15 protein-coding genes are annotated in these 15,296 nt (G+C 66.7%); 8 read left to right on the top strand and 7 right to left on the bottom strand.

Going from position 1 to position 15,296, the window contains the following annotated elements; all coding sequences use genetic code 11:
* Nucleotides 1-91 precede the first annotated feature (91 nt).
* Nucleotides 92-757: a hypothetical protein gene (locus F3H10_RS09895; protein WP_149784607.1), complete on the bottom strand. Its 666-nt coding sequence runs from the start codon at nt 755-757 to the stop codon at nt 92-94.
* A gap of 185 nt (nt 758-942) precedes the next feature.
* Here F3H10_RS09895 and F3H10_RS09890 point away from each other — a divergent pair, with 185 nt between their 5' ends.
* On the top strand, nt 943-1,389 hold the full coding sequence (locus tag F3H10_RS09890; RefSeq protein WP_223174289.1) for a universal stress protein: 447 nt from the start codon (nt 943-945) through the stop codon (nt 1,387-1,389).
* Nucleotides 1,390-1,422: 33 nt separating this feature from the next.
* Here F3H10_RS09890 and F3H10_RS09885 read toward each other — a convergent pair whose 3' ends face one another.
* Nucleotides 1,423-2,865 (bottom strand): amidase, encoded by a 1,443-nt coding sequence (locus F3H10_RS09885; protein WP_149784606.1) that lies wholly within the window; start codon nt 2,863-2,865, stop codon nt 1,423-1,425.
* A gap of 56 nt (nt 2,866-2,921) precedes the next feature.
* Nucleotides 2,922-3,557 carry an IS6 family transposase gene (locus F3H10_RS09880; protein WP_149784605.1) on the bottom strand — a complete coding sequence of 212 codons (636 nt, stop codon included), beginning with the start codon at nt 3,555-3,557 and terminating at the stop codon, nt 2,922-2,924.
* Between the two features lie 115 nt (nt 3,558-3,672).
* On the opposite strand from F3H10_RS09880, the gene F3H10_RS09875 reads away from it, so the two are divergent.
* The 3 genes from F3H10_RS09875 to F3H10_RS09865 all read left to right on the top strand — a co-directional run bounded on the left by F3H10_RS09875 (nt 3,673) and on the right by F3H10_RS09865 (nt 6,518).
* Nucleotides 3,673-4,356: a 4-carboxy-4-hydroxy-2-oxoadipate aldolase/oxaloacetate decarboxylase gene (locus tag F3H10_RS09875; RefSeq protein ID WP_149784604.1), complete on the top strand. Its 684-nt coding sequence runs from the start codon at nt 3,673-3,675 to the stop codon at nt 4,354-4,356.
* A 70-nt stretch (nt 4,357-4,426) separates the two neighbouring features.
* Nucleotides 4,427-5,245: an aldo/keto reductase gene (locus F3H10_RS09870; protein WP_149784603.1), complete on the top strand. Its 819-nt coding sequence runs from the start codon at nt 4,427-4,429 to the stop codon at nt 5,243-5,245.
* 484 nt (nt 5,246-5,729) lie between these two features.
* The gene (locus F3H10_RS09865; protein ID WP_149784602.1) at nt 5,730-6,518 is read left to right on the top strand and encodes an IclR family transcriptional regulator; all 789 of its coding nucleotides are present in this window, start codon (nt 5,730-5,732) and stop codon (nt 6,516-6,518) included.
* A 5-nt stretch (nt 6,519-6,523) separates the two neighbouring features.
* On the opposite strand, the gene F3H10_RS09860 is transcribed toward F3H10_RS09865, so the two are convergent.
* From F3H10_RS09860 to rdfA, 3 genes are all read right to left on the bottom strand, one after another.
* Nucleotides 6,524-7,426 (bottom strand): HpcH/HpaI aldolase/citrate lyase family protein, encoded by a 903-nt coding sequence (locus tag F3H10_RS09860; protein ID WP_149784601.1) that lies wholly within the window; start codon nt 7,424-7,426, stop codon nt 6,524-6,526.
* Between the two features lie 108 nt (nt 7,427-7,534).
* Complete coding sequence (locus tag F3H10_RS09855; protein WP_149784600.1) at nt 7,535-9,508, bottom strand: archaea-specific SMC-related protein; 1,974 nt, start codon at nt 9,506-9,508, stop codon at nt 7,535-7,537.
* Between the two features lie 46 nt (nt 9,509-9,554).
* Nucleotides 9,555-10,166, bottom strand: coding sequence for a rod-determining factor RdfA (gene rdfA / locus F3H10_RS09850; protein ID WP_188127918.1), 612 nt, complete (start codon nt 10,164-10,166; stop codon nt 9,555-9,557).
* A gap of 676 nt (nt 10,167-10,842) precedes the next feature.
* On the opposite strand from rdfA, the gene F3H10_RS09845 reads away from it, so the two are divergent.
* Nucleotides 10,843-11,403 carry a TATA-box-binding protein gene (locus tag F3H10_RS09845; RefSeq protein WP_149784599.1) on the top strand — a complete coding sequence of 187 codons (561 nt, stop codon included), beginning with the start codon at nt 10,843-10,845 and terminating at the stop codon, nt 11,401-11,403.
* A 60-nt stretch (nt 11,404-11,463) separates the two neighbouring features.
* Entirely contained in the window at nt 11,464-11,823 is a 360-nt protein-coding gene (locus tag F3H10_RS09840; RefSeq protein WP_149784598.1) for a DUF7473 family protein, read from the top strand.
* Nucleotides 11,824-11,854: 31 nt separating this feature from the next.
* On the opposite strand, the gene F3H10_RS09835 is transcribed toward F3H10_RS09840, so the two are convergent.
* On the bottom strand, nt 11,855-14,044 hold the full coding sequence (locus F3H10_RS09835; protein ID WP_149784597.1) for an ATP-dependent DNA helicase: 2,190 nt from the start codon (nt 14,042-14,044) through the stop codon (nt 11,855-11,857).
* A 170-nt stretch (nt 14,045-14,214) separates the two neighbouring features.
* Here F3H10_RS09835 and F3H10_RS09830 point away from each other — a divergent pair, with 170 nt between their 5' ends.
* Both F3H10_RS09830 and F3H10_RS09825 read left to right on the top strand, forming a co-directional pair.
* Entirely contained in the window at nt 14,215-14,685 is a 471-nt protein-coding gene (locus tag F3H10_RS09830; RefSeq protein WP_149784596.1) for a DUF6789 family protein, read from the top strand.
* A 53-nt stretch (nt 14,686-14,738) separates the two neighbouring features.
* Nucleotides 14,739-15,239 carry an amino acid-binding protein gene (locus F3H10_RS09825; RefSeq protein ID WP_149784595.1) on the top strand — a complete coding sequence of 167 codons (501 nt, stop codon included), beginning with the start codon at nt 14,739-14,741 and terminating at the stop codon, nt 15,237-15,239.
* Nucleotides 15,240-15,296 lie beyond the last annotated feature (57 nt).

The raw sequence follows: 15,296 nt of genomic DNA, 5'->3' as shown, positions 1-15,296 counted from the left end.
CTTCCAATACTTAATAAAAGTTCGGGTGGATGGGGGTGTCATTCCGGGACGGCTCGACGATCTCGGCCGGATCCTCCCCGGCGGGACGGGCTCACCGCCGATGTCGTTCGAGCTCCGTCTCGATGGTACCGGGCCCGTGAGCGCCGTAGATCCGTGCCTCGACCGCGCCGTCGCGCGTGAACAACACCGCCGGACCCGCCGTCAGGGAGTACTCCCGGTCGAGGAACTCCTTGTACGCGGAGCCGTACACCGCGAACGGCATCACGTCCTGTGGCTCCTCGAACACCGTCTCGAGGTCGCGCTTCGCGAGGTCACACTTCTCGGAGTCGTCGAGCCACACGTACACGAGCGCCGGCGAGTAGATCCGTAACAGCTGTGGAAGCTGCGTCGCGGGAACGGGGACGAACGACTCGGGCGCGCCGTCCGACCGAACGTCGTCGTCCCGAAACAGTCGCAGGGACGGGAGCAGCTGTACCGGGTTTCCGTCCGCCTTCCCGTCGTCGGTCCCCAGCCGCTCGGCGAGGGCGCACAGCTCGGCGATCGTTCGCGGGTCCTCCTCGCCGAGCGCCGCCAGCGGCTCGACCGCGACGTCGTCGCCGACGGCGGCTTCGATCTCGGCGGCGAACTCCTCGTTCGTGTGTCCCTCGAACCGCGACAGGTACGTTTCGACTGCCTCCTCGAACTCCTCGGAGAACGTCACCGATCCCTCCTCGGTGGTGAGGACGCCGGACGCGAAGAGCGGGTTGTCGGTTGACATGGTGTCTCTACCCGGTCACCGTACCCACATAAACGCTTCCGCAGCGGAATCGATCCGCCGCCGCCGGACGTACGGCCCCCACCCCCGCTCTCCGATCCTTCGACACACGGGTTCGTCTCGAATACGCGGGTTCACGCGGGTCCCGGGGCCAATCTATATTACAGGGGGGATCGATCACCACGGGTGTGACCGTTCTGATAGCTGTCGGCGAGACCGAGGCCATGAACCGCGTCGTCCCCCTGGGCTACGAGCTCGCGGAGCGATACGACGACACCGTCACGGCGTTCCACGTCGTCCCGCGGTCGGAGTTCGAGGACCACAAGGAGACCATCGAGAGCTCGAAGCGGTTCCACGACATCTCGATCACCCAGGAGAAGGAGAGCGCCGCTCGGTTCGCCCGCCGTGCGGTCCGCGATGCCGTCCCGGAGGCCGACAGCGCTCGCGTCGACGCGCGCGGGGCCGTCGGGGAGCCGTCCGAGGAGATCGTCTCGATGGCGAACGACCTCGACCCGCGCTTCCTCGTGCTCGGCGGGCGACGGCGGTCGCCCGTCGGCAAGGCGCTGTTCGGGAGCATCACCCAGGACGTGCTGCTCGACGTGGACTGCCCCGTCGTCACCGTGATGACGGACTGAAAACGATCCGCCACCGCGCTCCGTTCTCGACGTTCACGCCGGGTAGTCGTCGTGCCAGGGACGTTCCCGCTCGATCGCGGCGCTGGCGGCCAACACGTCCTCCTCGGCCTGACGCCGTCCGACGACCTGCATCCCGACGGGGAGCCCGTCGTCCGAGATCCCGGCGGGGACGGCCCCCACCGGATGTCCCGAGAAGTTGAACGGCTGGGTGAGGAGCCATCCGCGGAGCGGCTCGATCTCGGTCCCCTCGATCTCCGTGGGATGCTCCCCGTGGGGAAACGGCTCGACGCCGAGCGTCGGCGTCACGAGGACGTCGTACTCCCCGAGCAGGTCGACGACCGCGTCGTACACCCGCGTCCGCGTCCCGTCGGCCGACTTGTACTCCCGGGTCGTGACCGAGTCGCTCTCGAGGATCGTCTCCACGGTGATCGGCCGGAGGTCGGACCGGTCCTCTCCCCGCGGGTCCAACCCGTGTTCGGCCTCGAGCCCGTCGAACAGGGCCTCCCACTTCACCTTCGCGAACGTGTAGAACGCGTCGAGGACGTCCGACTGGTCCAGGTCGAGGTCAGGATCCGCCCGCTCGACGGTCGCGCCGGCATCCTCGAACGCCCCCACGGCGTCGTCGACGACGGACCGAACCGACGACGCGACCGGGTAGACGCCGAAGTTCGGGCTGTAGGCGACCTCGAGGTCGTCGATCGGCTCCCGGGTCGCGGCGAGGTAGTCCGTCCCCTCGTCGGGGAGACTGAACGGGTCGCGCGGGTCCGGTCCGGCCATCACGTCGAGCATGAGCGCCGCGTCCTCGACGGTACGGGTCATCGGACCGGTGTGCGAGAACGGGGTGTGGTCGCCGAACGCGTTCGGCCGGCCGACCCGCGGCACTCGGCCGAAGGAGGGCTTGAGGCCGAACACGTTACAACAGGACGCCGGCGTCCGGATCGATCCCCCGGTGTCGGTCCCCTGTGCCAGCGGGACGAGCCGGTCCGCCAGCGCCGCCGCCGCCCCTCCGGACGAGCCCCCGGCGATCCGCGTCGGGTCGAACGGGGTCCCGGTCGGCCCGACGACGCGGTTGTCCGTCGTACAGCCGAGGCCGAACTCCGGCGTGTTCGTCTTCCCGATCACGATCGCCCCGGCGTCGATCAGCCGTCGGACGAACGGGTCCGACGACTCGGCGATCCGGTCCTCGAACAGCAGCGAGCCCGAGGTCGTTCGCACGCCCGCCACGTCGTTGAGGTCCTTGACTGCCACGGGGACCCCGTGGAGCGGGCCCAGCGACTCCCCGGCTTCGACGGCCCGTTCCGCCTCCTTCGCCCGATCGAGCGCCCGCTCTCGGGTCACCGTCACGAACGCGTTCGTCCGGTCGTTCCGCTCGTCGATCCTGTCCAGTAGGTGCTCGACGACCTCGACCGGGGATCGATCCCCCTCGCGGATCTCCTCGGCGAGCTCCGTCGCCGAGCGTGTGTGAATTCGGCTCACACCTCGACTGACCGCACGGACCGAAAAAAGTGTTTAGCCCCTGCTCCCGGTCGTGTTTAGTTTGGAGCATTGAGCCAGGCAGCAAATGCTTGGAGCCACTTTTCGGCGGTTTGAGGCTCAACATGGCTGAAACAGTTTGAGAACGAAGACGTTCGGCGTTTGAGTTCTCGAAAGATCCGTTCGATGGCATTCCGATTTCCATGGCGTTCTGTCTGAAATCGGAGTCCAGCTCTAGCAAGCGCAGTTTGGAGGTGTTGAGCGCCATCGACGAGAAATACGGCAGATTCAATCTCATGTTTTTCGCGGAGTTCTCGGAGAAACATCTCGGTTAATGCGGTCGTTGTCGTCGAAAATAATCGGAGGTGTAGCAGATCGTTCGTCTCAGGATCAGCCGCAGCGTACAGCCAGAATTGCTGATCATTGATTCGAATCACGGTTTCGTCAATCGCAACGTGATTCGGGCTTCGGCCTTCTGTGGGCTGTAGATCAGCCTTCTGTATCCAATCGTGGATTGCCTTGCGAGATCGCTCGACACCCAGTTCCTCGAGAAGAGAAACGGTATTCGACAGCGACAGCCCCGCTAACTGGAGTTGAATACCAATCTTCATCGCACGCTCGGGTGTCCGCTGGCGCTCCACAAAATCCAAATCAATCCAGTCTGTACATCCGTTGAGGCGGGCGATTTCTGCCATAGACCAGCAAGAAATCACTCCGCCTCACTCTTCATCCTTAACTAAACACGACCCTGCTCCCGGGGGGGACGAGGACCGCCGGTACGTTCTTGACCCGTCGGCGAATCTCGGGCGTATGGTCGTCGTGAAGGACTTCGAACGGCCGGACGGGGAAACGATCGACGCGCTCGCCGCCTCGGACTCCGCGAGCGTTCACGAGGCGCTGGGGGAACGAACGGCGATGGACCCGGAGATCGGACCGATCAACGACGAGGTCACGGTCTGTGGTCCCGCCTGTACGGTGCGGGTTCCGCCGGGCGACAACGCGATGGTCCACCTCGCGTCGGATCTGGCGGAGCCGGGCGACGTCCTCGTCGTCGCCACCGAGTCGAAGCGGGCGGCCGTCTGGGGGGAACTCCTCACGCGCAACGCGAGACGACGGGGGCTCGGCGGGGTCGTCACCGACGGCAACGTCCGGGACACGGACCACCTCGCGGAGAGCGAGTTCCCGGTGTTCTCCGCGGCCGTCTCGCAGGCGGGTGCGGTGAAGGAGACTCCCGGTTCGGTGAACGTGCCGGTGTCGGTCGGCGGCGTCGCCGTCCGACCGGGCGACGTCGTCGTCGGCGACGCCGACGGGGTCACCGTGGTCCCACGCGAGACGGCCGACGCTACGGCGGCAGCCGCGGCGGACGTCGCCGACCACGAGGCCACCCTGCGCGAGCGGATCGACGACGGTGAGACGCTGGCCGACCTGCTCGGCGTCCACGAACTGATCGAGGACGCCGGCGTTCGCGTCGTCGATTCGCCCGACGACGTCTGATCGGAACCGCCGACTCGGTTGTCACACGACAACACTTACTATACCCGTTCCGAATATGTGAACCGGACGCATGACAGGGGACATTCCCGCGCCGGGGCTCGGTACGTACCGGGTCACGGAGCACGACGACTGCGTCCGGAGCGTCCGGACCGCACTGGAGGAGGGGTATCGACACGTCGACACCGCGGAGGCGTACGGGAACGAGGTCGCCGTCGGCGAGGGGATCGCCGCCGCCGACGTCGATCGCGAGGACGTCTTCCTCGCCACCAAGGTGTTACATCCGAAGTTCACCGACGACTACTCGGCGGCGAGCGTCAAGGAGAACGCACACGCGTGTCTCGACCGGCTCGGCGTCGACCGCGTCGACCTCCTCTACGCCGTCCACTGGCCGGCCGACGGCTACGATCCGGAGGCGACCTTCGACGCGGTCGCGGACCTCCACGACGAGGGGGTCTTCGACCGGCTCGGCGTCTGTAACATGACCCCGGAGGAGATCGACGAGGCCCGCGACCGGGCGCCAGTCCCGATCGACGCGCTCCAGGTCGAGATGCATCCGCTTCTCCCCCAGCGACGACTCCGGACGTACTGTGACTCCCACGACATCGACCTCGTCGCGTACGCGCCGCTCGGAAACGGGCGCGTCCTCGACGTGCCGGAACTCGTGGAGATCGGCGACGCACACGGTGTCAGCCCGGCACGCGTCAGCATCGCGTGGGCCATGGAGAAGGGCGTCGTCCCGATCCCGAAGGCGACGAGCCGCGACCACATCGTCGACAACGTCCGTGCCCGAGACCTCGAACTCTCGGCGGCGGACGTGGAGCGGATCGACGGGATCGACCGTCGCGACCGGCAGTACGACCCGCCGTACGCGCCGGCCTGGTCGGGCTGATCGACGGAGACCGCCAAGCTACGGATCGCCCGAAGGTGGCGTCGCGTCCTCGCTGCCAACGAACTCACCGCTTCTTTTCGATCGTCCGTGGTCGCCCGTCCTGTCAGTCGTCGTCCGTCGCCATCCGTCATCGTCCGTCGCCATTCGTCGCGGTCCATCGTCATTCGTCGCGGTCCGTCGCCACGCCGAGCAAATTCGTTCAGTATATCTGAACGACCTCGGTCCGATCGCGCTGCTTGATCGGCGGAAACGAACCCCCAGTTCGAAAACACCGATTATTCGTCCTCTAACTCCCGGATCTAGGTATGTGTTGTCTTCACACCCCACGACGCCGTTCTACTATAATGAACGTCCATGTGATACGCTCCGCCGCGGGCCGGCATGTCCTCGCCGTCGCACCCGATCCCGTCCCGAACACGACCGCCTTCACTTCAAATATTTAGTATATCCGAACAGATTTGTACTCGTGGATCGATCGTTACGTATGGCTGAACCATCGCCGAATCGAGTCGGGACCACCGAGAAATCGCTCACCATTCTCGAACTGCTCCAGCAGGAGGACGGTGCCGGCGTCACCGAGGTCGCCACCACGCTCGAGATGAGCAAGAGCACGGTACACAGCCACCTGTCGACGCTTGTCGATTGCGGGTACGTGACCCATCACGACAGACAGTACCACGTCTCGACGAAGCTGCTCCGGCTCGGCGGGAGGCTCCGCGACCAGTCGCCGCTCTATCAGGCGGCGCGGATCGAGATGAAGTCGCTGGCGGCCGAGACCGACGGCGTCGTACACCTCTTTCTCAAGGAGGAGAGCGACGCGACGATGATCGCTCAGGAGGGATACTACCCGGGCGTCCGGGAGCGACACCTCGGGGAACGGACGCCGCTCTCTGAATCGATCGTCGGACCCGTGATGCTCGCCGAACGCGAGCGAAGCGACGACGGGGAACCCGACGACGCTCCCGAGGAGGACGACGTCTCCCAGGTGGACGACGACGTCCGGGACCGGTTCGATCGTATCCGCCGCCGAGGGTACGCGGTCGAGACGCGCTCCGGGAGTTCGGACCGGACGTTCGCCGGCGTGCTCTCCCGCCAGGACGGGACCGTCATGGGCGCGCTGACGGTGACCGTTCCGGGCGACTCCGGTAGCCCGCTCTCGGCGGGCGACCGCCTGCTCGAGGCGATCGAACGCGTCGAACTCTCGCTCACCTCCTGGTACGACTCGCAGGCGACCTTCTCGCCGAAGCACTCCTGGCACGTCCACTCGAACTGACCCGTTCAGCCGTCGGACAGCTCGTCGGCCTCCGTCGCCTTCTCGACGATCTCCTTGGCCATCTCGAACGTCTCCTCGTCGATCACCTGCCCGTCGATCTCGATGGTCCCGCGCTCCTCGTGATCGGACGCGGTGTACGCCTCGTAGATCCGGCGCGCGCGCCGGACGTCCTGTGGACTCGGCGTGAAGATCTCGTTCGCGATGTGGATCTGGTTCGGATGGACGACCGTCTTCCCGTCGAACCCGAGCGCGCGGCTCCGCTGACACGCCGTACGGAACCCCTGCGTGTCGCCCGTTTCGGGATACATCCCGTCTATCACCTGGATCCCCACCTCCCTCGCCGCGTTCACCACTCGGGAACGCGCGTACTCCCAGTGTTGCCCCACTTCCGACTCCTCCCCGGTCTCGCCGACCCCGATGCTCGCCGCGTAGTCACCGGGACCGAACAGGAGGGCAGTCAACCGATCCACCGACCGGGCGATCCGCGTCGCGTTGTTGACCGCCGTCGCGCTCTCGAGCTGTGGGATCAGGCCGATCTCGCCGGTCTCCACCCCGGCGTTCACTTCGACCTGTCGCAACAGCAGGTCGACGGCGTGGAGCTGTTCGACCTTCGAGACCTTCGGGACGATGACGCTGTCGATGTGGTCTCCGCCCGCCGTGACGGTCTCGATCAGGTCGTCGTACCACCACTTCGTGGTGACGGCGTTGATCCGCACGGCGACCGACTTGTCGATGTCGGGGTCCGAGGCGAGGAACTCGACGAGGTCGCTCCGGGTTCCGTCCTTCCGCTCCGAGAGGATGGCGTCCTCCAGGTCGAGGAACAGCGCGTCCGCGTCCGTCGTGCGACCCTTTCGGATGAGGTCCTCGTCCGAAGCGGGCGTGATGAGGAGCGTGCGTCTGAGGTTCATGGCTGTCGGATCCACCCCCCGATGTAAAAATCCACGTACGCGACGAATATTCGCGTCCGGTCGCGACGCCCGCCGTCGTTTCAGCCGTCAGTCGCCGATGGCGACGGTTCAGATGTCGGAGACGACGTCGTAGCCGTCGTCGAGAGCGGCGGCGTCCTCCGGGAGGAGGGCGACGACGAGGTGTTCGGCGTACTCCTCGAAGTACTCGACCACGCGCGCGATCCGGTCGGAGTCGATGACCTCGAGGGAGTCGAGCAGCACGAACGGGATGTCCTCGTACACCTCGTGTGCCAGGTATCCCGCCAGCGCGAACACCAGTCCCGTCACGGCGCGCTCGCTTTCGGAGAGATGTGCGACGGAGTCCTGATAGCTCGCGCCCTCGTCGTTGGATCTGACGACGTGAAGCTCCGATTCCGTTCGGACGGCACTCGATCCCTTGGTGTCGTTCAGCTCCCGTCGCTCGATCCAGATCCGCTCGATGTTGTCGTATTCCAGGATGTCGAGGACGGCGGCCATGTGTTCGTTGAACGACTCCACCGCGTCGGCCTCGATGCGGTCGACACGTGTCCGGAGATCGACCAGTTCCTCCGTGAGCGTCTCACGCTCGTCCTCGAGACGATCCCGCTCCTCGATCGCCGCCTCCGCCTCGTCGATCTCGTCGTCGACCTCCTCCATCTCGGTCTCGATCCGGTCGATCTCGAGTTCGAGTTCGGTGGCGTCGCGGTGGAGTCGGATGACCTCGTCGTAGTCGGGGCCGCCGGTGTCCCGTGCCTCCGACTCCAGCGTCTCGATCTCGGCCTCCTTCTCGTCGATCTCCGCTTCCAGCTCGTCGATCCGATCGTGACACCGCTCGAGCTCGGCGATCACGTCGGCCAGCCGTCCCTCCGCTTCGTCGATCTCGCGGGTCCGGTCGAGGACCGCCGACCGACGCTCGGAGAGTTCGTCGATCCGCGTCTGGAGCTCGTTTCGGTCGGAGAGCTTCTCCTCGTGGAGGCTCCGAAGCCGCTCGATCGTCTCCTCGATCGCGGTCCGTTCGACTCGTGAGCCGCACGACCAGCAGACGGTCCGGTCCGCGTTGGTGACCAGCGCGTCGGTCACGTCGCCTCCGCCGCCGTCTCCGCCGTCACCCTCTCCGCCATCGGCGTCTCCGCCGTCGGCGAGATCGACGTCGAGCGGTCCGTCGGCCAGCATGTCCTCGTTGAAACTGATGACGCTCCGAAGCTCCCCGAGCGTGTCGTCGAGGTCGCGTTTCCGTTCACGCAGCTCCCCGATGCGGTCCTCGATCCGGTCCGGGTCCGTCTCCGGCACGTCGAACGCCTCGAGTTCGGCCTCGAGTTCCGCGCGTTCCGCCTCGAGTTCCTCGACCGTTGCCTCCTCCGTAGAGCGTTCGAACCGGAGGTCCTCCAGCTCCGATCGTGCCCGTCGGACCGTCTCGAACGCGTCGTCGATCTCCTCGCGTCGCTCGCGGCTCTCCTCGATGTCGGCGTCCGCCCGCTCGATGGCCTCCTCCACCTCCTCGAGCTCCGCGCGTTTCTCGTTCAGCCGCTCGCGAAGGGCGGCCCGGTCCGATTCGAGTCGCGGCAGCTCCGTTTCGATCCCCTCGAGTTCGGCGATCCGGTCGTCGATCGCGTTCCGTTCGCGCGTTCGCTCCTCGATCGCCGCCTCGATCGCGTCCACGTCGATCGGGCGCATGATCACTTCCCGGAGGTCCTCCCCGCGTGCGACGGCCGACCGCGCCTCGTTGTCCCCGAGCAGGAACGCGAACAGGTCCGCGGCCGTCGGGTCGTCGAGGTACGGCTCTCCCTCGAAGACGACCGTCCCGTCCCGTCGCTTCAGCGTTCGCGAGTACCGTTCCCCGTCGATATCGACCGTTACCTCCCCCTCGTCGGCGTCCCCCTTCAGCGAGGGACGGGTGCTCCCGAGCCCCACCATGATCGCCTGTAGGAACGAGGACCGATGCGTGGCGTTTCGCCCGCGTAAGAGGGTCACGCCGGGAGAGAGGTCGACCTCCGTTCGATCGATTCCACCGATGTTCCGCGCGTGTACCCGAACGGACTCCAGCGCCACTTCACTCGTTGCCATCGTCTACGCACACGAGTCCCCGGCGTTATATATTTATGTCCCGTCGTCACTCGCCCGCACAACCGCATCCGCCCCGCTGAAGCAGTTCGCCCACCCGGTAGTCGGCGCCGCAAGCGCCACAGGTCACCCGAACGTCCACGAACACCTCGTACGGGCGATCGCTGAGTTCGCCCGCGTCCACGAGCGCGTCGACGGCCGACTCGGAGACCGCCTCCGTTCGCCCCGCGAGCCGTTCGATCGTCTCTCGGCGCTCCTCGAGCCGGTTCTCGTTTCCCTCCGGCGGACGGACGTTCCGATCGGCCGTGAGGTAGGTGTGGACCGTCTGGTGGCTCACGAAGTCGTCGAGCACCGCGTCCACGTCGACCCCCCGCCGTTCGAGGTCCCGTCGCGTTCGAAGCGCCTCCGACCGCGGGACGTCGTCGTCGGTGAGCGTCCGATGGACGCTCTCGACCTCCGAGCCGGTCGCCGAGCCGTCCGCCTCGCGTACGGCCGCTTCGAGGACCGCCCGGTTGAACTCGTCGGCGAGCGACCGTAGGCTCGTCCGGTCCCCGTTCTCTCCCGTCCAAGCCGCTTCCAGTTCGTCCCCGAGACCGTCGAGGTCGTACTCGTCGATCTTTCGTTCGACCTTGTTCGTCGCTCCGGACCCGGCGTCGTTCATACGCATATCTTCCATCCCTACTTTACAAAAGTACTGGTGTAAAGGAGACGCGCTTCACGCGCCGACACTACCACGTGAATTCGTTTCTCACTTCTTACCATTCTATTCAAGTACCAACTATATTTATTATATACTCCCGCCAGCGTCGACGGACTGGCGGTCGGCTCGTTTCCCTCCGAGTTCACGACACCGGAATGACGATATCGGAACATTCGGTGTGAATAACGCCGGATCGGCCGATCGGATCGGACTTCTCTGAGGTCATCGACCAACTCCACCATCGATCACGGTCTCCCATCGGATCCGATCTCGCTCGTGAGGCTGACGGGGCGTCTTCCGGTCTCCTTTCGCTTCCGGACCTCACTCCCGGTCATCATCCATTTCCCGATTGAAGCGGCTCGTGTTCGAGATCGGCGGATATGGGCGGTTCCCGGCGGACCTCGATGGATCTCGGCCGATCGACATCCGAGCTTCGACACGTCGACGGCTCCCCATCACCGCCGTCCGTCCCGCTGACGCGTCCGCCATCGGTGTCACCCGCTCTCCCACATACTCCTCGGAAAAACATATATTATGGGTATATGATGTCTCTTCTCGTTCGTAATCTCCGCTCCCGTCGATCGTTCTCCCCGGCTACCGACCTTTTTAAAACCCTGACCGCCGTACGTCCGGAGGAATGGCCGACCCGAAGGACACGATCACGATAGAGAACGTCGTCGCCTCTACCGGGATCGGGCAGGAGCTCGACCTCCAGAGCGTCGCGATGGACCTCGAGGGTGCCGACTACGACCCCGAGCAGTTCCCCGGGCTCGTCTACCGGACCACGGACCCGAAGTCCGCGGCGCTCATCTTCCGCTCCGGAAAGATCGTCTGTACCGGCGCGAACTCGACCGAGGCCGTCCACGAGAGCCTCGAAATCGTCTTCGAGAAGCTCCGTGCCCTGGATATCCCGATCGAGGACGACCCCGAGATCACGGTCCAGAACATCGTCACTTCCGCCGACCTCGGCGAGAGCCTCAACCTCAACGCGATCGCCATCGGGCTCGGACTGGAGCACATCGAGTACGAGCCGGAGCAGTTCCCCGGGCTCGTCTACCGGATCGACGAGCCCGACGTCGTCGCCCTGCTCTTCGGCAGCGGCAAGCTCGTGGTCACCGGCGGCACCGACCCGGCCGACGCGGCCGCCGCCGTCGACGTGATCGTCGAGGAGCTCTCGGGACTCGGCCTCCTCGAGTAACGCGCGCGTGCCCGCTCTCGATCCCGTCGGTCCTTTTAGCCTCCGTCGCCTACGCCGCGTATGCCCGCTCAGACGGTGACGCCGCTGTCGGTGCTCGTGACGACCGTCCTGTTCGCGCTGTTTCTCTCCCTCACCGCACACCTCGCCGCCCGCAACGTCCTCGGCGACGTGGACCCGCGGCGCGCGCTGTACGTCGGCCCGCTTCCCGCCGTCGTCAGCGTCGTCGGCGGCGGGTTCGCCGTGCCCGCGGCCGTGACCGTGACCGTCGCGTTCGCCCTCGACGCCGTCATGTTCCGGTGGAGCTACGACCAGCCGCCGCGCGTCGTCGCGGTGATGACCGTCATCCACGCCGCCGTCACGATCCTCGTTGGCGTCGTCCTCGGCGGGATCGCGCTGCTGCTCTCGACGCGTCCGACGTGAGCCCGGGAGTCCCGGAGGTGACCGGGGCCGCTCACGGCTGCGGTGGCGCTCCGTCGTACGCGTCGTGGTCGCCGTAGAAGTTCAACACCGCGAACTTCAGCTTCCCGGGGTCGACGTCGAGCAGCTCCTCGCGCTCCTCCGGAGGGAACGCCCCCCGCACGGAGTACTTGCCCATGTCGGCGGTCGTGTACCGCCGGTCGGCGAGGATCCGGACGCCGAAGTCCTCGGGACCGCGAACCACTCGACCGATCGCCTGTCGCGTCTTCCGGACCGTCGGGATCTCGACGGCGTACGCCCAGCCGGGGTCGCGGGCACGGTCGCGGTCGGCGAACGCCCGGTCGTAGGCGTCCTGAACCGCCTCCATCCGGTCCGAGAGGTGCGGGTACGGGACGCCCACGACGACGACCGTGCGGGCGTCGTCGCCGTCGAAGCTCACCCCCTCCGCGAGGGTTCCCCACAGGGAGGTGAAGAGCGCGGCGTCGTCGCTCGCGACGAACCGCCGCCGCAGCGCCTCCTCGTCCTCGCCAGAGCCGTCGAGGTACAGCGATCCGAGGTCCGCGCCCGCGAGCCCGCCGTCGCCGCCGAGCCGCTCGTAGTAGCGCTCGGCCTCGCCGTAGGAGGGGAAGAAGACGAGCGTGTTGCCCGGGGTGAACCGGATCGCGTCGCGGAGCAGCTCGCTCACCGCCTCTTGGGTCTCCGGGTCGTTCCGCTCGGAGGCGAAAAGCGGCGGCGTGTCCACCGCGTACGTCCGCCGGTTCTCCGCCGGATATCCCATCCCGTACGCGAGCGTTGCGACGTCCTCCAGGCCGAGCACGTCCTCCGTCACGTCGAAGGGGCGGAGGGTCGCGCTCATCAGCACCGAGGCGGCGACCTCCTCGAACAGCGCCGAGGTGACCGAACGCGGGATACAGGTGTAGAGCTCGGCGCGGCCGTACACCTCGTCGGTGCCGCCGTCGCGACGGACGGAGACGACCGGATACTGCCCGAGCGCGGTCCCCTCCTCCATCCACGTCGAGACGAACCGGGCGGCCTGAAGCGTGCGACACTCCGCCCGGCTCGTCGCCTCGCCCTCGCGGTAGGCCCGCTCGTACTCCTCGTCGATCGCCTTCCCGAGCTGGACCGCGAGTTCGAGCTCGGCGTCGATCCCCCGGCCCTCGTACCGCTCGAGGAAGGCGAGCGTGAGGTCGTCACGGCGGTCGTCGTTGGCGATCGACACGTCCTCCCAGCTCTCGCCGACGGACTCGCGCGCGCCGAATCCGAGCGCGCCGTCGTACGCGTCGACGAGGGCGTCGCGGAACGCCGAGAGCACGTTCTCGGCAGGCTCGGCGCGGGAGTCGTCGCTGTCCTCGAGCTCCTCGAGGGCGGCCTCGAGGGTGTTCTCCGTGAGCGACCGGGAGGCGTGCTCGCGGGCGGCGTCCTCGACGTTGTGCGCCTCGTCGAACACCGTGATTATCTCGGAGGGGTCGCGGTCGATCCACCGGAAGAACTGCTCGCGGATGTTCGGGTCGAGGAGGTGGTGGTAGTTACAGACGACGAGGTCCACGCCCTCCATCCCCTCCTTCAACAGCTCGTATCCGCACAGGTCGCGCTCCTCGGCGTACTCGTAGACGTCGTCCGGGGTTCGCACGTCCTCGAAGAGCCACTCGAAGAAGCCGTCCGTGTTCCGGGTCAGGTTGTTGTGGTACCGTTCACAGACGTTCGCCGCCTCGAACTCGTCCATCTCCTCCTCGAGGTCGTCGAGCTCGTCCATGACCGCCTCACGGGCCTCGGCGGCCCCGGCGTCGCCCTCGCGGCTCTCCGCGAGCAGCTCGCGCTGACGCTGCTCGAGTTCGTGCTTCTCCGACTCCGTCTCCACCATCGAGCGGGTGGTGTCCCGGAGCGTCTGACACTCCTGGTAGTCGACGCCGATGTGGCACATCGAGGACTTCCCCTTGAACACGACCGCGCGGAGCGGTTCGGTTCGCGTGATCGCGCGAGCGTCCTCGACGAACTGGCGCATCTGCTGGTGGACGTTCGTCGTGATGACGACGGTACGGTCGTTCTCCCGCGCGTGCTCGAGCGCGGGCACGAGCGCGGAGAGGGTCTTTCCCGTCCCCGGCGCGCCCTCGAACAGCACGTCCTGGCCCCGAGAGAGCGCGTTGGCGACCCGGTCCATCGCCTCGCGCTGGTTCGGGTACGGCTCCTCGTACGGGAAGAACCGCAGGTGCGGCGACTCTGACACGGCCGAGGCTTCGGCGGCATCGGGCAAAAGGGGTCGGGTACCTCGGCGGAAGTGGTCGATCGACGAAACCCCCTGAAGTTGGAACCCACCGTATATATCCGTTGAGGTCCCGTGCGGCACGAACGCACACTACCGGCGTTTATTACCGGTTATCGTGCGACGAGCGGGATATGGCGACCGAAACCGCGACGACGACGGGCGTATCGACGGAGACCGGCAACTGGAGGGCGGGCGTGACCGGTGGACTGGTCGGCGGGCTCGTCTTCGGCGCGATGATGTCGATGATGACCCCCGGCGTGCTACAGATGGCGATCCCGGCGATGTACGGCATCCAGGGTCCCGCCGGCGCCCTCGGCTGGGCGATCCACATGTCCCACGGCGCGGTCATCGGTCTCGGGTTCGCGGCGATCGCGAGCCTGAAGCCGGGCCTGGGACGCTCGACCGGAACGAGCCTCGGGGTCGGTGCGGGCTACGGCTTCCTCGTCTGGGTCGCGCTCGCGGTGATCGCGATGCCGATCTGGCTCGGCGCCGTCGGGTTCCCGGGCGCGCCGCCGCTGCCGAACGTCGGCGTCGAGAGCCTCGTCGGCCACGTCGTCTACGGTGTGGTCCTCGGCGGCGTCTACTCGGTAATGGCGAACTGAGGTCCCGCAGTCCCCGCTCTTTAAGCCCTGGGTGACGAGCACCGTAGCAACGAATGTTCGACGAGATCCTCGAGAAGTTCGAGGGGTCCCCGAGCCAGCAGGCCGTCATCCGGCTGTTCTTGGAGCGCGGCTTCTCCGTCAACGAGGAGGGGCGGGTCGTCTCCGGCGGGATCGAGATCCCGTACACGGGGATCGCCCGCGAGCTCGACGTCGACCGGCGCGTCGTCGACTCCACGACCGACGCGATCCTCGCGGACCCGGAACTGAAACGCATCTTCACCAACATCTCGTCGATCCCGAGCCTGATGGACTTGGCCCCCGTCCTCGATCTCACCGTCCTCACGATCGAGGTCGCCGCGGCGGACGAGGCGGGGATAGTCGCGGAGGTCACGGGGATCCTCGCGGACCACGGCGTCCCGATCCGTCAAGTGTTGAGCGACGATCCCGAGTTCACGGACGACCCCAAACTGTACGTGATCACGGACGCCGAACTGCCCGGCGAACTGCTCGTCGAGATCCGCGAACTGGAGTACGTCCGCCGCGTCGGGTTCTGACCGAGCGGGGGACGCGGCGGCCGCGCCGGGCCGACGACCAGTTTCGCCGGCGGCCCG

The organism is Halorubrum aquaticum, assembly GCF_900113615.1.
Taxonomy (GTDB): Archaea; Halobacteriota; Halobacteria; order Halobacteriales; family Haloferacaceae; genus Halorubrum; species Halorubrum aquaticum.
This window is presented reverse-complemented; position numbering and strand designations above follow the sequence as displayed.